This is a genomic window from Chelatococcus sp. CO-6, from assembly GCF_001271345.1.
Taxonomy (GTDB): Bacteria; Pseudomonadota; Alphaproteobacteria; order Rhizobiales; family Beijerinckiaceae; genus Chelatococcus_A; species Chelatococcus_A caeni.
Genome location: NZ_CP012398.1, coordinates 946605 through 965424 on the forward strand (window position 1 = coordinate 946605; position 18820 = coordinate 965424).

General features: G+C 69.4%; 12 protein-coding genes. 6 read left to right on the forward strand and 6 right to left on the reverse strand.

Annotated elements, in window-relative coordinates; all coding sequences use genetic code 11:
* The first annotated feature begins 113 nt into the window (after positions 1–113).
* From AL346_RS04560 to AL346_RS04585, 6 genes are all read left to right on the forward strand, one after another.
* Positions 114–608 carry a type VI secretion system tube protein Hcp gene (locus tag AL346_RS04560; RefSeq protein WP_019401825.1) on the forward strand — a complete coding sequence of 165 codons (495 nt, stop codon included), beginning with the start codon at positions 114–116 and terminating at the stop codon, positions 606–608.
* A 70-nt stretch (positions 609–678) separates the two neighbouring features.
* Complete coding sequence (locus tag AL346_RS04565; RefSeq protein ID WP_245303220.1) at positions 679–1227, forward strand: type VI secretion system baseplate subunit TssE; 549 nt, start codon at positions 679–681, stop codon at positions 1225–1227.
* A gap of 37 nt (positions 1228–1264) precedes the next feature.
* Positions 1265–3220, forward strand: coding sequence for a type VI secretion system baseplate subunit TssF (tssF, locus tag AL346_RS04570; protein WP_053193322.1), 1956 nt, complete (start codon positions 1265–1267; stop codon positions 3218–3220).
* A gap of 16 nt (positions 3221–3236) precedes the next feature.
* Positions 3237–4331 (forward strand): type VI secretion system baseplate subunit TssG, encoded by a 1095-nt coding sequence (gene tssG, locus AL346_RS04575; RefSeq protein ID WP_019401767.1) that lies wholly within the window; start codon positions 3237–3239, stop codon positions 4329–4331.
* 15 nt (positions 4332–4346) lie between these two features.
* Positions 4347–7013: a type VI secretion system ATPase TssH gene (tssH, locus tag AL346_RS04580; protein WP_019401768.1), complete on the forward strand. Its 2667-nt coding sequence runs from the start codon at positions 4347–4349 to the stop codon at positions 7011–7013.
* 350 nt (positions 7014–7363) lie between these two features.
* A complete protein-coding gene (locus AL346_RS04585; RefSeq protein WP_157672228.1) occupies positions 7364–8896 on the forward strand; it encodes a caspase family protein in 1533 nt (510 codons plus the stop codon).
* A 519-nt stretch (positions 8897–9415) separates the two neighbouring features.
* Here the strand turns inward: AL346_RS04585 and AL346_RS04595 are convergent.
* The 6 genes from AL346_RS04595 to AL346_RS04620 form a co-directional block, all read right to left on the reverse strand.
* The gene (locus tag AL346_RS04595; RefSeq protein WP_197286600.1) at positions 9416–12055 is read right to left on the reverse strand and encodes a caspase family protein; all 2640 of its coding nucleotides are present in this window, start codon (positions 12053–12055) and stop codon (positions 9416–9418) included.
* Between the two features lie 84 nt (positions 12056–12139).
* Positions 12140–12628, reverse strand: coding sequence for a nucleoside deaminase (locus AL346_RS04600; RefSeq protein WP_019401771.1), 489 nt, complete (start codon positions 12626–12628; stop codon positions 12140–12142).
* Positions 12625–13254, reverse strand: a complete 630-nt coding sequence (locus AL346_RS04605) for an ankyrin repeat domain-containing protein (protein WP_019401772.1) — start codon at positions 13252–13254, stop codon at positions 12625–12627. The genes AL346_RS04600 and AL346_RS04605 overlap by 4 nt, the downstream gene beginning before the upstream one ends.
* A gap of 99 nt (positions 13255–13353) precedes the next feature.
* Positions 13354–14076: a hypothetical protein gene (locus AL346_RS04610; RefSeq protein WP_019401773.1), complete on the reverse strand. Its 723-nt coding sequence runs from the start codon at positions 14074–14076 to the stop codon at positions 13354–13356.
* 28 nt (positions 14077–14104) lie between these two features.
* The gene (locus AL346_RS04615; protein WP_157672229.1) at positions 14105–14644 is read right to left on the reverse strand and encodes an invasion associated locus B family protein; all 540 of its coding nucleotides are present in this window, start codon (positions 14642–14644) and stop codon (positions 14105–14107) included.
* A 50-nt stretch (positions 14645–14694) separates the two neighbouring features.
* Positions 14695–18795, reverse strand: coding sequence for an autotransporter domain-containing protein (locus AL346_RS04620; RefSeq protein WP_210168024.1), 4101 nt, complete (start codon positions 18793–18795; stop codon positions 14695–14697).
* Positions 18796–18820 lie beyond the last annotated feature (25 nt).

The following is an 18820-nucleotide window of genomic DNA, read 5'->3' on the forward strand; positions in this document are numbered from 1 at the left end:
GGACCGACGCCGCAGAAGGGCCGCCCGACGCCATCCGATGACGATGGACGTGGCAATTCGGCTCCAGTGTCCAAGGTCGAGTTCAGGCCAGAGGCAATCATTGGAGAACTACCATGGCAACGGCTGACTACTTCCTCAAGTTGGAAGGTGTGAAGGGCGAGTCGCAGGACGAGAAGCACAAGGATGAAATCGACATCCTGTCCTTCTCCTGGGGCGCCAGCCAGTCAGGTGCCGGCCACTACGGCGGCGGCTCCGGCGCGGGCAAGGTGCAGTTCCAGGACCTGCACGTCACCATGCGGGTGAACAACGCCAGCCCGACGCTCTATCTCAAATGCGCCGAGGGCAAGCACATCCCGAAGGGCAAGCTGACGATCCGCAAGGCGGGCGGCAAGCAGGAGCCGTATCTCACCTACGAGCTCGAGGACATCCTGATCTCGTCGATCAACAGCTCCGGGCATGACGGCGGCGGTTCCGACATCGTGCCCACCGAGCAGATGTCGCTGAACTTCGCCAAGATCAAGATGGTCTACAAGCCGCAGACGCGCGAGGGCAACCTCGGCGGCCCGGTCGAGTTCGGCTGGGACGTGAAGAAGGGCGTCAAGGCCTAACGGGCCAGGACCGCGGCGCCGCCCCACGTGGCGCCGCGGCCGCATCGAGGCGACGGAGGCCCGGACGGCCATGGGGAGCCCGACTACCAAGGATAGGCTGCGCCCGCCGCTCATGTACGCGTTCCGGGAGGCTCACGCCGCCCGCGATGCGCGCAAGAAGCTCGACTTGAGGGACGAGGCGGGCGAGCGCATCATCGCCGGCCGGCGCGCCGCTCCTCGCCTCGCCATCACCGAACCCAGGCTCAAGCAGGAAGTGATCCGCGACCTCGAGGTGCTCCTCAACACGGTCGATCTCGCCTCCTCGCTGCCGCTCGGCCCCGCCGAGCATGTGCGCCGCTCGATCCTCAACTACGGCCGGCCGGACCTCGTGCACCGTTCCATCGACGAGTTCTCCGTCGGCGGCATCGGAACGGAGATCGCCGAGGCGCTCGCCCGCTTCGAGCCGCGCCTTGCGCGCGAAGCCCTCGCCGTCGTGCGCGACGACAGCGTCGATGCCGCAGCGTTGCGGGTGCGCTTCCTCATCAGGGCCGAGCTCGATTGCGAGCCCCTCGCTATCCCCGTCGAATTCGTCGCCGATGTCGAGCTCGACACCGGCAAGGTGGTCGTCGCCCGCCGCTGAGGCTGCGACAGGACGACCGGAAAGGAACCGGCCGCCGATGAACAGGGAATTCCTCGATCTCTACAATCGCGAGCTGCAGCTCCTCAACGAGCATGCGCGCGAATTCGCCGAGGAATATCCCGGCATCGCCGAGCGCCTCGGCGGGCTCGTCGCCGAGCGCATGGACCCCATGGTCGCCGGCCTCCTCGAAGGCGCGGCCTTCCTCGCCGCCCGCGTACAGCTGAAGCTCAAGCACGAGTTCCCGGAATTCACCAACAACCTCATCGAACAGCTCGTCCCGAACTATCTCGCCCCGACGCCCTCGGCGATGCTGGCGAAGATCGTGCCGCCCTATTCCGACCCTGCCCTGCGCGACGGCAGCCGCATTCGCCGCGGCGCCAGCCTTGACGCAACCTATCGCGAGCGCGACCGGCGCGTGACCTGCCGCTACCGGCTCGCCGCCGACGTGACGCTGTGGCCCTTCGACGTGGCGGCGGCCGAATACATCGCCAATCCCGCGAGCCTCCAGGCGCTCGGCGCCGCCATCGGGCCCGACGTGGCGGCGGGCCTGCGGCTCACCCTCACCCACCGCCTCGCCGCGCGGCGGGACGACGAGCCGGCCGACAAGGATGCCAGGGAGCCCACGGGATGGTTCGCCGGCTGCCGCACGACGGATCTTCCGGTCCACATCCTCGGCGCCGAGGCCGATGCGATCGCGCTCTACGAGCAGCTCTTCGCCCACTGCAACGGGGTCTATTTCCGCTATCTCGACACCTATGGAGATCCCGTCGTCATCCCGATGCCGGCCGACATCATCGAGGCGGTCGGCTTCGGCGAGGACGAGGCGCTCCTGCCGCAGGACAAGCGCATCTTCCGCGGCTTCGAGCTGCTGCGCGAATATTTCCTCTTCCCCCGCAAGTTCCTCGGTTTCCGGCTGAAGCGGCTCGCCGAGGTGCTGCCGCAGGTCAAGGCCAAGTCGCTCGACATCCTCTTCGCCTTCGACGAGGCGCACGCGCGCCTTCCGGCGGCGGTGGAGCCCGGGATGTTCGCCCTCTATGCGGTGCCGGCGATCAACCTGTTCGAGAAGACGACGGAGCGTATTCCCGTCCGGCCGAACCAGCACGAATATCACGTCGTGCCGGACCGGAGCCGCAACCTCGACTACGAGCCGCACCGCATCCTCGAGGTGCACGCCCATTACACCGGCGGGCGCGAGAAGGTGCCCGTGCGGCCGCTCTATTCCGCCGCGGCGGCGGGTCATCCCGGCGGGCCGTTCTACACCGTCCGCCGCCTGCCGCGCCGCCGCTCCGCCGAGGAGCGGCGCTGGGGCGCCGCCTCGGATTACACGGGCACCGACGTCTTCATCGCGCTCACCCAGCCGGCAGACATGGAGGACGGGGAGGCGATCGCCGAGCTCAGCGTGCGGGCCCTGTGCTCCAACCGCCACCTGCCGGAGCATCTGCCCATCGGGGAAGGCGGGGCGGACTTCCGGCTCATCGACAACGTGGCACTCGACGTCTTCTGCATCGCCGGGCCGACGCCGCCGCGCGAGCCCGTCGTCTCCCACCGGCAGAGCCGCGGGGAGAGCGCCTCCACCGGCACGGTCGCCTGGCGGCTCATAGACATGCTCAGCCTCAACCACCTCGGCCTCGTCCGCCACGGCGCCGGCCAGAATGCCGAGGCGCTGCGCGAGATCCTGTCGCTCTTCGCGGATCTCTCCGACAGCGCCACAGAGCGCAAGCTGCGCGGCATCCGCTCGCTGAGCAGCCGGCCGGTTGTGCGGCGGCTGCGCGAGCGCGCCGGCACCGGTGCCGCACGCGGCCTCGAGATCACGGTCACCCTCGACGAGAAGGCCTTCGAAGGCAGCGGCGCCTTCCTGCTCGGCACGGTGCTCGACCGCTTCTTCGCCGAATATGTCACGCTCAACCATTTCACCGAGACGGTGATCCGCTCGACCGAGCGCGGCGAGATCCTGCGCGGCCCGCCGCGCGCCGGATCGAGGAGGCTGCTGTGACCGCCGGGGGCCCGCCGTGAACGAGGATGCGCGCATCGCCATGGCCGACGCCGCCGAACTGCCGGCTGCGGAAGACACCGGCGCGACACCGGACCGCTTCCTCGACGCTCTTCGGCGCGAGCCCTGGCGCTTCGACTTCTTCACGGTCCTGCGGCATCTCGAGCGCAGCCATCCCGGGCGCCCGCGCATCGGCGACAGCGCCACCCGCCGCGACGACTACGTCGCGCTCGGCGAGGATCCCTACCTCGACTTCCCCGCCTCGACGCTCGCCCGCGCGGACCGCGACAGCCGCGAGCGCGTGCGGCTCTTCGTGAAGTTCCTCGGCCTGCTCGGCCCGCAGGGCGCCCTGCCGCTCGCCACCACCGAGGAGGCCCACGCCTGGCACCTGGCGCATGACGACGCCTTTCCGCGCTTCCTCGACATCTTCAACCACCGCTTCCTGCAGCTCTTCTTCCGCGCCTGGGCCGACGCACGGCCCGTCGCACAGCACGACCGGCCCGATCTCGACCGTTTCGGCGCCTATATCGGCGCGGCCGTCGGCATCGCCTCCCCGCACATGCGCGGGCGCGACACGGTGCCGGATGCCGAGAAGCTCGCCTTCGCCGGGCTCCTTGCGCCCCAGGCGCGCTCGGCTTCGCGGCTGCGCAGCTTCCTCGCCGGCCTCTTCGGCACCGAGGTGGAGATCGAGGAGTTCGTCGGCTCGCGCCTCGTCTTCCAGAAGGACGAGCGCACCCATCTCGGCCGGCAGCACTGCGGCCTCGGTGTGGACGCATTGCTCGGCGCCAGCGTCTTCAGCGTGGAGGACAAGTTCCGCATCCGCCTGTTCACGGCGAGCCTCGCCGACTACCGCCGCTTCCTGCCGAGCGGGGACCGCTCGGCCATGCTGGCGGATGCGGTGTTCCACGTCCTCGGCGAAGAACTCGACTGGGACGTGGAACTCGCCCTGCCCGCCGGCCGCGTCGAGCCGGTACGCCTCGGCCGCTCCGGCGAGCTCGGCTGGACGAGCTGGATGGCCCCGAACTGGGCCGCGACGGACGAAACAATGCGGCGGGATGCGCGCTTCCACCCCGCCGAGCGTCTGCGGCGCGCACGCGAAACCAACGCCCGATAGCAAAGGGGGCGATCCATGGCCGACATCTCGCTCGAAGCAGTCACCGGCAAGCTGAACCGCATCGGATACGAGACCTTCATCCAGGCGCTGCGCCACGCCAAGGGCGCCGGCAATCGCCATGTCGAGCTGGCGCACTGGCTGTTCCACATCCTGCAGCACGACGCGGCCGACATCACCCTGACCGTCGACCATTTCGGCCTCGACCGCGGTCGGCTGCTCGCCGACATCGGCCATGTCGTCGAGGGCTTCGCCAAGAACGAAACGGAGATGCCGGGCGTCTCCAACGCCGTCATCGATGCGCTCGACCGCGGCTGGCACTACGCCACCCTCTTCTTCGGCGAGACGCAGATCCGCACCGGCCATATCCTCGTCGGCGCGCTGAAGTCGCTCGAACTGCGCCGCGCCCTGACGAGCGCCTCGCGCGAGTTCGGCAAGATCCCGGTCGATCAGCTGGCGAGCGAATATCGCGCCATCTGGGCCGGCTCCGAGGAGGAGAACCTGCGCCCGCTCGACGGCGCGGGCCTTCGGGCCGCCGGTACGCCGGGGGCGGAGGCCGTGGCGGGGCAGGCCGGCACCACGGCGCTCGACCGCTTCTCGCACGACCTCACGGCGAAGGCGCGCACGGGGGAGATGGATCCGATCGTCGGCCGCGACGAGGAGATCCGCCAGATCGTCGACGTGCTCATGCGCCGGCGCCAGAACAACCCGATCCTCACCGGCGAGGCCGGCGTCGGCAAGACGGCGGTGGTCGAGGGCTTCGCCCAGCGCATCGCCGCCGACGACGTGCCCCCGCCCTTGTGCGGCGTGCGCCTGTGCGCCCTCGACATCGGCCTGATGCAGGCCGGCGCCTCCATGAAGGGGGAGTTCGAGCAGCGCCTGCGCTCGGTCATCGACGAGGTGCAGAGTTCACCGCAGCCCATCATCCTCTTCATCGACGAGGCGCACACCCTCATCGGCGCCGGTGGCGCGGCTGGCACGGGCGATGCCGCCAATCTGCTGAAGCCCGCCTTGGCCCGCGGCACGCTGCGCACCATCGCGGCCACGACCTGGGCGGAGTATCGGCAATACTTCGAAAAGGATCCGGCACTGACCCGCCGTTTCCAGCCGATCCAGATCGACGAGCCCGACGTTCAGCGCTGCTGCGACATGCTGCGCGGCATCCTCGCCCCCATGGAGAAGCACCACGGCGTGCGCATCTCGGACGCGGCCATCGTCGCCGCCGTCGAGCTGTCGCATCGCTACATCCCCGCCCGGCAATTGCCGGACAAGGCCGTGAGCCTGCTCGACACGGCCTCGGCCCGTGTCGCCATCAGCCAGAACGCGACGCCCGCGACGATCGAGGACACGCGCGTCGCCATCGCGGCGCGGGAGAAGGAGAAGGCCGGCCTCATCACCGAGCGCGACCTCGGCACCGCCGACGAGGCGCGTATTGGCGCAATCGATACCGAGATCGGCGCGCTCACCGAAAAGCTCGCCCGCCTCGAGGAGGAATGGCAGGCGGAACAGGCGATCGTCGCCGAAATCCGCGCCCTGCGCGACAAGCTCGCCGCGCCGAAGGGGGAGGGGGAAACGGAGGCCGAGACAGAGGCCGATGCCGAGGCGACGCGCACGGCGCTCAAGGAAAGGTTCGCCGCGCTCGATGCCATGGAAGCCGAGGCGCGCAAGATCTACGCCCATGTCGACGAGGCGGCCGTCGCCTCCGTCGTCTCGGACTGGACGGGCATACCCGTCGGCCGCATGGTGCGCGACGAGATCGAGACCGTGCTAGCGCTGCCGGATATCCTCAACCGGCGCGTCATCGGCCAGTCGCACGGGCTCGAGATCATCGCCAAGCGCATCGAGACCAACCGCGCGCGGCTCGACAATCCGAACAAGCCCATCGGCGTCTTCATGCTCTGCGGACCCTCCGGCGTCGGCAAGACGGAGACGGCGCTGGCGCTCGCCGAGGCGCTCTACGGCGGCGAGCAGAACGTCATCACCATCAACATGTCCGAGTTCCAGGAGGCGCACACGGTCTCGACCCTCAAGGGCGCGCCACCCGGCTATGTCGGCTACGGCGAGGGCGGGCGGCTGACGGAGGCCGTGCGGCGCAAGCCCTACAGCGTCATCCTGCTCGACGAGGTGGAGAAGGCGCATCCCGACGTGCACGAGATCTTCTTCCAGGTCTTCGACAAGGGCCAGATGGAGGACGGCACGGGCCGGCGCATCGATTTCCGCAACACGCTCATCCTCCTCACCTCCAACGTCGGCACGGATGTCATCATGGAGCTCGGGCAGGACCCGGGCTATGCCGGCAATCCGGAAGCCCTTGCCGCCGCCCTCAGACCGGAGCTGCTGCGCGTCTTCCCGGCGGCGCTGCTCGGCCGCATCGTCACCATTCCCTACCTGCCGCTGTCGCAGGAGGTGCTCGCCGGCATCGTGCGCCTGCAGCTCGGCCGCATCGCGAGGCGCATCGACGAGGCCCACGGCGCCGCCTTCGTCTATGACGATCAGGTGGTGGACCATATCGTCGCTTTGTGCCGCGACCCGGAATCCGGCGGGCGCATGATCGACAACGTCATCACCAACACGCTGCTGCCCGCCCTCTCGCGCGAGTTCCTGAAGCGCTCCCTTGGCAAGGGAGAGGTCGAAGAGGCCCGGGTCTTCATCGAGGATGGCGCCTTCGCCTATGCCTGGCGCTGATGAACGAGCAAAAGAAAGCCCCTCCACCATGGGAAGCGGAGGGGCGAAAGTCGTGTCTTCTGGTCGAGACAGGCGTAGAATGCCTGAGGAAGAGACCGGCAGCGGTGCGCAACAGCACGAAGAGGGCTGATGGCACGGAAGCCGGCGGGAACGGTCGGCGGGCCGGCATGTGCGCCGCCTCACGGCAGCTGGCGAAAGACCCGCCTAACGTCGGACTGCACCGGCAGGCAGGCGCGGCAGCCTGCGCGGCGAAATCGCCCGGAAGAGACGAGGCCGACAGCCTGCCGCCTGTGAAGAGATGCCCGGTGCGCGCGCGAGACGCCGTCTCGCAGGCTGAGGAGGGTATTTCCATGACCAGTCCAGCCGTGGCTCCCCGGCCGATGCGGCCGGGCCATCTCATGAACTGGCTTGCCGCCGCCGTCGTTGCAGTCATCCTCACCCCATGGCCGGCGGAAGCCGCCAAGCGCGTCGCACTCGTCGTCGGCAATGCGTCCTACGAGGCGATCCCCGCGCTGCCGAACCCGATGCGGGACGCGGCGGCGACGCGCGATGCCCTGACGGAGGCGGGCTTCGACGTCGTCCATCTCGCTGACGCCACCCTGCCCGCCTTCCAGGCGACGCTCGATGCCTTCGCCAAGAAGGTCGAGGCGGCGGGCGAGGATGCGGCAGCCGTCGTTTTCTACGCCGGCCATGCCGTCCAGCTTGCCGGAACGAACTACCTCTTGCCAATTGACGTCAAGCCCCGCACCGATGCCGACGTGCCCGGCCAGTCGGTCTCGCTCACCGACATCCTGAAGCGCCTCGACGCCACGAAAGCGCGCACCAAGATCGTCATCCTCGATTCCTGCCGCGACAATCCCTTCGTCAACCCGGCCGGGGCGCGCGGCCTCGCGCTGACGCTCCTCGATGGCGCCGACGCCACCCTGCGGGGCGAGACAGGTCTCGCGCGCATCGAATCGAAGGGTGGCACCCTCGTGGCCTTCTCGACCTCCCCGGGCGCGACGGCGGCCGACGGCAGCGGCGAGCACAGCCCCTTCGCCGCCGCCTTCCTCAAGCTGGTGCGCGAGCCGGGCCTGCCGGTGGAGCAGCTGTTCCGCCAGGTGCGCCTCGCCGTCTACGAGACCACCGGCGGCCAGCAGACGCCCTGGGAAACCTCGTCGCTGACGACGCAGTTCAGCTTTTTCGAAGGATCGCTGCAGACGGCGGCGGACACGGTCGAGACCACCGGCTCGACGGGCCCTGCCCACGTCACGACCGCCTCGCTCGGCGGGCACACCGCGGCGGAGGCCTTCCGCACCGCCCTCTACTGGGACACGCCGGACGCCTACCGCCTGTTCCTCGCCGCCCATCCCGACGACGTGCTGGCGCTGCGCGTGCACCGCATCCTGACGCTGCGGCAGGAGGAGATGGCCTGGGCCGAGGCCGTGCGCGACGGCACCAAGGACGCCTTCGCCCTCTATCTGCGCCTCTTCCCCGGCTCCTCGCACGCCGAGGCGGCCACGCGTCTCGCCGCCACCGCGCCGGAACGCGCAAGGCTGCAGCTGGCGGCCGTATGTCCCGCGCCGGCACCCGCGCTCAAGCCCACGAAGACCAAGACGACGCCCGCGCCGGCACCGAAGAAGACGCAGAAGGCCACGACCAAGCCGCGCCGCGCGCCGGTCGACGACTACGCCGAGCCCGTATGGGTCGAGCGGCCCGTGCGCAGCTATGACCCCGGCCCGGCCATCGCGGTCGACATCATCGGCGGCGCCATCCTCGGCGGCATGAGCCGGCCACGCCCCCCGCGCATGCGCGGTGATGGCGGCGGCTATCGCCCGATGCCGCGCCAGCCGATGCCGCAGCGCCAGCCCATGCCGACTTCGCCGAGTTACGGGTATCGGTAGGAGCAGGTTACGCCGGGCCCTGCCATGAGGGCCCGGCGTCAGCGGCCGGCAACGGCTTATCAGGCGAGCTGGAGCGCCCGCCTATACCTCAAGGCCGTCATGCCCGCGCTCGTCGCGGGCATCCACGACGTGGAAACAGTACGCAGGCTCCAAGACGTGGATGGCCGGGACAAGCCCGGCCAGGACGCGATACGCGTAACTTTATTGTTCCGCCTGCCAAGATCGTGCTGACGGGACATTAACCCCAGCCACCACCGCCGCCACCACCATTACCACCGTTGCCGGAATCGGGTGGTGGGAAGTACTGGGGCCTAGGTGCGGCGGCTGGTACGACCCGAGCCCTAGTAGGCGTTCCACGCGGTGCCGCCGTCGTCGTGCGGGAGGTGCGGGGCTCCATCGCCGTGTCATAGGGGCGTGGCTGCGTCATGCACCCCTGAAGGGAGGTTGCGCCGATCAGCAATAACGCCGCCACAGCGACGCTCGTCGGGGCACCGTGGGACATCTGCGTCTTCCTTTCCGTCAGAAGAGATCGACCCGGGGATTGCGTTGCTGCCAGGCGTCGCGGGCGAGCGCGACGAGGGTGTCGTCGAGTGCGCCGCCACCTGCGTCGAAGCTGCGCCCGAGCTGGCGGGCGAATTCGCGGGCGGCGGCCGTCTTGGCCTCGGCGGGAAGCTGCGTGAGGCGCTCCCGCGCCGCCGTATTGCCGTTGGTGCGGTCGAGCGCCACGGCGAGGGCGAAGAACTGCGCGGCGATCTGCCGGTCGCGGGGCGTCGGCTTGGCCAGAACGAGCTCGCCCCGGGCCGATGCGCCCCAGGTGTCGCCCCGCTCGGCGGCCTGCTCGAACCAGCGCGCCGCCGCCGCCGCATCCCGCTTCACGAAGATGCCATCGCGGTACATGCGGCCGATGTTGTAGGGGGCGGCCGGATGCCCGTCCTTGGCGGCGGCCGTGAAGAAATCGTAGGCCCGCTTCGGGTCCTTCGGCACGCCAGTGCCGCCGAGATAGGCAAGGCCGAGATTGTTGAAGGAATAGATGTCCTTGCGCGCCGCCCCGGCACGGTAGAACGCGACGCCCCGGCCCTCGTCCGGCGATATGTTGCGGCCGTAGAGGAAGATGGCGCCGAGCTCGTTCATGGCATAGGTGTGGCCCATCTCGGCTGCCCTAAGCAGCATCGCAAGGCCACCCGGCACATCCTGCGGCAGGCCGCGGCCGTAGAAGAGCGCCCGGCCGTAATTGTAGACGCTGTAGGGGTCTCCCAGGTCGGCGCCGCGCTTGTAGTAGTCGTTCGCCCTGGCCCGATCCATCGGCCGGCCGGCATTGACCGTGTAGAGATAGCCGAGCTGGTAGAGCGCGCGCACATGGCCGCGCGCCGCGCTCTCCTCGAAGCTCGCCCAGGCCGCGTCGCGCTCGCGGCTCGCCAATTGGGCGCGGCCGAGCTGGTAGAGGAAGCGCGTCACCTGGGGATAGTCGCGGCGCGCCTCGTTGCAGGCGGCAAGCGCCTTCGGCCCGTCGACCTCGTTGGGCAGGACGCCGGCCGTGACGCCGGCAAGGTCGAGCGGCTCGCCGGCCAGCACATCGCAGGCATGCAGCACCGGCTCGACGGCGACCTTCGCCGCCAGGGGCGCGCGCGCCGCCGCCGTCGGCAGGCCGAGCGTCAGCGAAAAGGCCTGGGCCTGCGTGCCGATCTGCGGCTCATAGGTGAGGCGGGCGAGGCCCGAAGCGCCGATGCGTGCCCCGGCGAGCACCGTCTTGCCGTCGAGCCGCAACACGCCCTTCGGCGGAATGGCGTCGACCGAGACGATGGGCTCGCCCGCACCGGCCGGTGCCTCGAAAGCGGGAAAGCCGAGCGGCACGGGGCCGACACCGATGGGCACGCGCGCCTTGTGCGCCGCGAGGCCCTTGGCGAAGCGCTCCATCACGGCGCCGTCGTCGGCCTCGGCGGAGCGGGTCGGCCCGGTCTTCGTATCGCGCGCTCCTGCCTGCGCGACGGTCGCTTCCGTCACGGTGAGCGCAACAAGCCCGCGGCTCGACTGCTCGAAGCGGTTGGACACCGTATAGCCGAGAATGCCGACGAAGCCGGGCGCCGCCCCCTCGCTGCGGTAGACGATCCGCCCGAGGGCGGAGGACGGATAGGGCTCGGTGACGGCGACGGGCGCGCCGTCGAGCAGGATCTGGCCCTGCTCCGGCAGAAGGTCGAAGGAGACCCTGAGGTCCGCCTCCTGGTAGGTCTGCGGCTCGGGGATGCCGACGCGGATCGTGCTGCCGGCCGCGAGCTGCACGTGCTGCATCGGCGCGACCACCGGCGCCACGTCGCGCGAGATGAAATAGAACGCGTCGGTCAGCGACGAATTCTCCCACGGCACCTGCCGGCCGCCGGTCGCCTTGATGACGTCGCGGCGCACGTCCGTGAGGAGCGAGCGGATTTCCTGGTTGGGCGTCAGGGCACGGGAGGTGAAGGCACGCGTGAAGGGGCTGAGCGGCCCCTCGCCGTCGTAGGAGACGTTGCCCGGCTCGGTCGAGAACGAGATGAGGGTGCCGATGCCCGGGCGGATGTCGGCAAGGCCCTGGCGCTGCTCGACCGGCTGCAGCTTCTCCGCCACCCAGTAGCGCTCGGCCCGGAAGGGATTGTTGCGGCAGGCGTCGAGAAAGACGATCTGCGTCTTCGCTGTGCGCCGCATCTGGTCGAGGATCGCCTCGAGGTCGACGGTCTGGATCTCCACGTCGTAGGCCGTGGACAAGGTGGCATCCGTCGGCACCACATAGTTGCGGCCAGACAACTGCACCGCGTGGCCCGAATAGTAGAAGAGCCCGACATCGGCCCCATTGAGCGAGCGAAAGAAGCGCTTGATGCTCTCCTCCAGCGCCAGCCGGTCCTGGTCGATGCCGGCAATGACGTCGAAGCCCGCCCGCCGCAGCGTCGTCGTCACCTCCTCGACCTCGTTGGCCGGGTTTTGGAGGGATGGCAGGGCGGCGTAGCGCGCATTGCCGATGACGAGCGCGACGCGGCGCGTGTCGGCCTGTGCCGGGAATGAGAAGGTGCCAGCGGCGAGGACGAGAGCGCACAGACATGCGCCGAGGAACGTCGCAAGGGCGCCCCGCCCGGAGCGACGAGGGCGATACGACAATCCGCAGAAAGGCAACGAGAGAATGCTTGCGATCACCGCAGCCCCCTTCTCATCGTGCGTCAATTCTACTCGCACGGGGTGAAGGAGGAAAGCGTGTTACCGCACAGACAGGCGCGCCGGTCAGCCTCCGCCGCAGCTTTCCTGCCTCTCCTGTCGCTGGCGCCAGGCCGCATAGAGGTCCGGACGCCCGTCGAGGCGGATGGGATCGTGGCCGATGGTCATCGACTGCTCGGCGAAGGGCCTCGCAAGATCGGCATAGATCGCCGCCGTCGACAGACCGTAAGGCGCGGCATCCTCGTTCGAATAGGCGTAGACGACCGCGCCGACGCCGGACAGGCGCATGGCGGCGAGGCACATCGGGCAGGGATGGCCGCTGGCATAGACGGTGCAGCCCTGAAGATTGGCCGAGCCGAGCCTGCGCCCCGCCGCCCTGAGGGCCAGCAGTTCCGCATGGGCCGTCGGATCATGCGTCGCAACCACCTCGTTGACGCCGGTCGCAATGATTTCGCCGTCCCTCACGACGACGGCGCCGAAGGGCCGCCCGCCTTTGGCGACATTCGCATAGGCGAGCTCGATCGCCTCGCAGAGGAAGCGCTCCCGGGCCGTCATGGCTTTCTCCCTTCGGCTCCTGCTGCGACGAGGATCCGCTCGATCTCGGCGTAGTCGCGGCTCAGCGCATGCGCGCGGGGCGTCACGCCGTCCCGGTCTGCGAGATCGACCCTGGCGCCGGCGTCAACCAGAAGCTGGACGATCTGCTGATGACACTGGCCGCCGTCGCCGAGGATGATGGCCTCGAGCAGCGTGCGCACGGTCTCCACATGGCCACGCTCGGCCGCGGGGATGAGCGCCGTGCCACCGTATCGGTTGGTGCTCCTGAGGTCGGCACCATGCGCGAGCGTGATGCGCAGGATCTCGAGGTGGCCGCGCGCGCCCGCATAGAGATAGGGGCTGTCCTCGATGTCGTCCTTGGCATTGACGTCGGCGCCCGCCTCGATCAGCGCCTGCGCGGCCGCGATGTGGTTAGCATGGGTCGCCACCAGCAGCGCGGTGCGGCCGTTGCGATCACGCGCATCGACGGCAGCCCCCTGCGACAGGAGCCCGCGGATTGCGGCGACGTTCCCCTCGGCCGCCGCCGCATGCAGTGGAAACTCGCTCACCGATTGTCCCATGGCCGGCATCAGCTGGAGGGCCATGGCCATGAGGCCGGCGACGGAAATGACGGCAACCCTACGCACGGTCCCCCCACTTTCGGCAGGCAGGCCATGCATCCCGGCCAGCCTGCCGGCATCATAGCCGCCATGACCTGGTAAGCTCAAACGGTAGCGCGCCGGTTTTCACGGCTGCGACGGACCGGCCTCCGCCAGCCGCGGCACCACGCGGAAGCGCAGGGCAAAGGCCTCTTCGGGCGCCGGCGCGGAGCCGTCGAGCAGGCGGGACGCCCCGAGCCAGTCGCTCCATGCGGTTGACGGCTGCGGCATCGCTGGCAAGGGCAGGTCGAAGAACTGCTCCGGCGCGACGCGCAGGAAGACGCCGATCTGCCGGCGGGCAGCCGCGTTGTGGATCTCCACGCGCGCGGCAAGAAGGGCCCGGCCGTCGTCGCCGCTTCCCGCCTGCGCGGTGATGTCGCCGCGCCGCCAGGTCTCGCCGCCGTAGAGGATGACGAAGGGCAGTTCTCCCCGTTCTGCCATGGTGGCGACGAGCGCCACCGGCACGCGGATGTCGAGCAGGAGATCGAGCGGGGCCCTGAGCGGCGGCTCGCGACGGTCCGAGAGCCAGGCAAGGCCGCCCAACGCCGTGATGAGCGCACCGGCCACCACGACAGCGCGGACGAGCGTCCACCACCCGCCTCCGCCCGCCCACAGGCGCCCGACGAGAATGCCGATAATGAGGCCGGCCACGAGCGCGACGAGGGCGCAGAAGACCACGAAATAGCCGAAGGTTCCCTCGAAGGCGGGAATGCGCAGCCACTCCCCGGCCGCATGGGCGACGAGAAAGCCGTAGAATGCGGCGAAGATCGCCGTCGCGAGGCCGATGGCGAGCGAAACGGGCCAGTTCACGGGTCGCCATCCGGCATGAGGCAGCCGCCTACTTCAGGAGTATGACGGTGCGATCATAGGCGCCGGCGAAGCCTGCCAGGGAAAGGGACAGGTTTGTCTCCTCCCCGCCGTCGGTCGTTGCCTTGACGCGCAGCGCCTTGCCGCCCCTGAGCGCCTTGACGGTGGCGGCGTCGAAATCGACCTCGATCAGGCAGCCGGCCGGCAGGCAGGTGCGGAAACGCTGCTGTGGGCCGGCCGGCCCCTCGTCGAGCTGGTAGGCGGCCCCCTTGTCGAGCAGGAGCCCGAAGGGCAGCACGAGGGTGCCCCTGGCGCCGCCGCCCGCCGGCCTCAGCTCGACGGCGAGCACGCGCTGGCGCGTTTGCGCATGGAACTGCTCCTGCGACAAGGCGCAGACCCGTGTCTTCTTCCCGCCCCCGGTCTTCACGGCACAGGTGACGAGCCAGTCGCCATGCGCCTCGCGCAGGGAAGTGGCGCCGCCGGGCAGCGCCGCCTCCTGGGCTGCGGCGCCGGCAAAGCCGGTCGACACTGCGGCGAACATCATGGCCGCGATCCCAAGACGCAACGACATGGACAGGTTCCGGCAACGTGGAAGGACGGGCGACTGCCCAGCGGATGGCATCAGAATTTCACGCTGATGTTCGCCTTCAGGCTCTGGTCGCTGGCCCCCGAGCCGAACTGGCCGCCATAGGCGAGGCCGAGCGTGGCGTTGGCGGCGAGCGCGACATCGAGGCCGGCGTCGAGCACGAGGGCATTGCGGGCGATCGGCACGCCGGCGACGGTGAAGGGATTCCCGCCGGCGAGGAAGAACAGCCGCGAGGTGGGCACGTCGCCGAAGGCATGGCGGTAGCCGATCGTGCCGCGCAGCGTGGCGTCCCGTCCGCCGAGACTGACGGACGTCTCCGCCCGCACGCCGAGGGTCGCGAAGGTGGCCGCGCTCGTGCGCCCGTTCGCCGCCAACGCGGCAGCCCCGCCCCTTTCGGCGAAGCTGTCCGTATGCAGGTTCACGTAGGCGAGGCCCGCGAAGGGCTCGAACCGGACCGCACCGGCGGCGATGCCGTAGCCGAGCTCGCCGAATGCCTGGACCGTGCGCGCGTCATAGGAGGCGGAGAGATTGTCCGCGAAGCCGGTGAAGAGAACCTGCCGCCTGACGTCGATGTCGTGCCAGCCGAGGGCCGCGCCCGCCCGCAGCGCCAGCGCGCCCCATTGGCCGCCGCCATAGGCGCCGAGGGTATAGGTATCGGCTGAGCCGGATGACATGCGGCCGTCGACGTCGAAGCTCATCCGGCTGTAGCCGCCCATCACGCCGAGGCGGATGTTGTCCGCAACCTCTGCGTCCCCACCGAGGAAGAAGCCGCCGATGCTGCGCTCGAGCTTGTCGGCATTGCCGTCGCCATCCCAGGAGCCCCACGCGCCGAAGCCCTGGCCCCACAGGGCGAAGGTCTCCGCCAGCGGCCGCTCCGCCACGGCGCCAGCGCCCGCATTGCCGAAGGCGCTGCGCAGCCGGCCGATCGCCGCCTCGCGCGCAAAGCGGCTGTCCTCAATCAGCGCCGTGCGTGCCGACGCGTGGATCTCGCCCGAGAGCGCGTCAAAGGCGGCGCGGGCAACGGTTCCATCGGTCAGCTGAAGGATCGCGTCATAGGCGGCGTTGCCGGCGCCGAGGCTGTCCGCCGCGCCCGCGGCCGCCTGCTGATTGGGGGTCCAGGCCGCGCTGGTGAAGGCGTTCTTCGCCAGAGAGATATAGACGTTGTTCGCGTCCTGGAAGAGCGTCGGCGTGACGAAGAGCGAGCCGCCGTTGAACACGGCCGTGTCGAAAGCGCCATTGAGGGTGTTCGCCGTCAGGATCGTGTAGGTCGTGCCGAACGCATAATCGGGAAAGGGCACGACATTGACCGTGCCGCCGTTGAGGGTGGCCGTGCCGGTCGCAACGATGAGGTCGCTGTTGCCGGCTCCATCGACCTCCACCTCGTAGATGGAGCCCGGGTTGAAGGTGATGTCCGCGACGGTGAGCGTGCCGATGGAATTGCCCGGCGCGACGGTGCCGCCGGCGTTGATGATCGCAGCGCCGAGCATGCCGGAACCGCCGAGCACCCCTCCCGTCACCAGCACGTCGCCGCCGAGCAGGTTGTTCACGTAGAGGCGTCCGCCGGTGACGTTGACGACGCCGGTGAAGCCCGAGGAATCGGCTGCGAGCTTGGTGACGCCGGCGACGTGATTGACCGTGCCATTGCCGTTCAGCGAGGGGATGAACGTGTAGTCGAGTTCCGTGTGATTGAAGTTGACGACACCGGTCCCGGCGCCGAAGTCGAGGCCGCCGAACTGCAGGGTCCCAGCACCGGCTGCCTGCTCACCGAGGCCCGCGCCGATGTTGAGTGTTCCCGTCGACCCCGCCATCTGCGCCAGATGCAGGCTGACGTTGCCGAAGATCGAATCCTCCATCAGCACCGCACCGTCCGCGAGCGTCAGCATCCCCGTGCCGGCGCGTCCCAGGGTCACCTCTCCGAAATAACGCCAGATCGTGTTGGCGCCCCGAAGCGTGACCGTGCCGGTCGAGTCGATGTCCTCGCCGAGGATCGACGTCGCACCGGTCAGCAGGCCACCGCCGTTGACCACGGTCACCGTGCCTGCGCCCTTGGCGCCCACCGTCAGGGTGCTGGCGAGCACACCGGCGCTGCTGCCGGAGATGAGGACAGTCCCGACCCCGTCCGTCTCGAAACCAACCCGCATGTCCATGCTTGCGAAGGACCCGCCGTCCGTGACCACGAGCCGGCCCTCGCCTTCGCGGCCGACGACCGTGCCGACACCATCGGTGAAGGAGGAGCCGCTGCCGGTGACGACGACGGTCCCAACCCCGTCTGCCTGACCGCCGATCGTCAGATGCGTGCTTGCGAAGGATCCGCCGTCGGCAACCACGAACCGGCCCTCGCCTAGCCGGCCGACGACCGTGCCGACGCTGTCGATGATGGACGAGCCGCCGCCGGTGACGACGACTTCGCCCCGCGAGCCCACCTCCCCGGCGACCGTCAGACCCGCGGCATTCACGGCGCCGCCGTCCGCGACCGCGAGTGCCCCCTCGCCGAACTGGCCGACGACAAGCCCGCCGGATACCGTGAGCGCGGAGCCGGTGCCCGTGGCGACGGCGAGCCCCTTCGATCCAACATCGCTGCCGACCTCGGCCCCACCCGTCGCGCTGACTTTGCCGCCGTTCGAAACGCGCAGTTCGCCAATACCACTGGCCCCGACCGACAGCCCCGCATTCTCCCAGCGCGAGCCGGCACCGTCGACGATGACGGCGCCGTCGCCCCCCGCATAGCCGATGAAACCTTCGCCATTGGCGACGACGCTGCCGCTCCGGATGGCAAGGGTCCCCGTGCCTTCGTCGCCGATGAACAAGTTTCCGGTGAGATTCCACTGGCCGCCGTTCGTGAGCGTGACGGCGCCGGAGCCGCCGAGGAGATAACCGATGCTTGCCTCGCCGCTGGTGACGACGCCACCGTCGGCAATGTTCAGCACGCCCGTGCCGGCGCCGCCGACATGGAGGAAGGACGTGTTCGTCCAGCTGGAGCCGGCCCCGGACACGGTCACGCTGCCGCTGCTCCCGGCCTCCCAGCCGATGTGCCCCTCCGCATTGCTCAGGGCGCCGCCGGCCGAGATGTTGACCGTGCCCGTCCCGAACCCGCCGATGGTGAGATCGCCGTTATTGTCCCAGCTGGAGCCCGCACCGTCGATGGTAACGGTTCCGAAGCCGCCGATACCGTTGCCAACATGGCTTTCTCCCATGCTCGTCACCACGCCGCCATTGGAAATGGTGAGCGTGCCGGTGCCAAGGACGCCGACAGTGACGTGGGATGTTGCGGTCCAGGTGGAACTGGCGCCATCGACGGTGACGCTTCCCTTCGCATCAGCGCTGATACCCAGCGCAGCGCCGCCGCCGCTCGTGACGGCGCCGCCGTTCGTCACCGTCAGCCCGCCGGTGCCGCCAAACCCAACATATAGATCGCCGACGGAAGTCAACGTGCTGCCAGCGCCGTCGACCGTCGCGAACCCGGCGGAGCCGGCACCCCACCCCAAGCCGAAAGCTCCGGCGGACACCGTCCCACCGGTGAAGATGTTCAAAACGCCCACGCCCCCTTGGCCGACCATTAAGTTGCCCGTACTCGCCCAGGACGCCCCTGTGCCGACTGCAGCAGTGCCGACGCCAAAAGCATGATAGCCAAGAAGGGCGTTGTTGTTCGTGACGGTCGCCCCGTCCTGGATATTGAGCGTGCCGGTGCCCAGGAAGCCGACGTTCATATTGCCGTTCAGCGTCCAGGCGGAGCCTGCGCCGAAAACGGAAACCGAACCGGAGTTATTGAGGCCAATCTCGGCACCCGCGCTCGCGAGCGTGCCGGCGTTGAAAATCTGCAACGCCGCTCCGTCAACGGTGCTGCCCACCACCACCACCCGCCCCTGCTCATTCGTTCCGTTGATCGCAGGTGCCGGCCCTGTATTGTTGATGATGACGTCGACCCCCGCCGTCGGCACCGTGTTGGTGTCCCAGTTCCCCGCCGTCGCCCAGTCGTTCGAGACGGCACCCGTCCAGTCCGCCGCGGCGGCGAGGCCCGGCAGCATCGTCATGGCGAGCGTCAGCGCGGATGTCGACGAGAGCCGTTTGCGGGCAATGGGAGCGATGCCCCCGTTTGGACAGGAACCGTTGTTGCCTCTGGCGTTGCGAGAAACCATCGCGCCCTCTTGCTGCGAATTATTG

Coding starts and splice junctions, on each gene's coding strand:
- AL346_RS04560 (WP_019401825.1), top strand. CDS start 114: ATGGCAACGGCTGACTACTTCCTCAAGTTGGAAGGTGTGAAGGGCGAG.
- AL346_RS04565 (WP_245303220.1), top strand. CDS start 679: ATGGGGAGCCCGACTACCAAGGATAGGCTGCGCCCGCCGCTCATGTAC.
- tssF (WP_053193322.1), top strand. CDS start 1,265: ATGAACAGGGAATTCCTCGATCTCTACAATCGCGAGCTGCAGCTCCTC.
- tssH (WP_019401768.1), top strand. CDS start 4,347: ATGGCCGACATCTCGCTCGAAGCAGTCACCGGCAAGCTGAACCGCATC.
- AL346_RS04585 (WP_157672228.1), top strand. CDS start 7,364: ATGACCAGTCCAGCCGTGGCTCCCCGGCCGATGCGGCCGGGCCATCTC.
- AL346_RS04600 (WP_019401771.1), bottom strand. CDS start 12,628: ATGACGGCCCGGGAGCGCTTCCTCTGCGAGGCGATCGAGCTCGCCTAT.
- AL346_RS04615 (WP_157672229.1), bottom strand. CDS start 14,644: ATGTCGTTGCGTCTTGGGATCGCGGCCATGATGTTCGCCGCAGTGTCG.
- AL346_RS04620 (WP_210168024.1), bottom strand. CDS start 18,795: ATGGTTTCTCGCAACGCCAGAGGCAACAACGGTTCCTGTCCAAACGGG.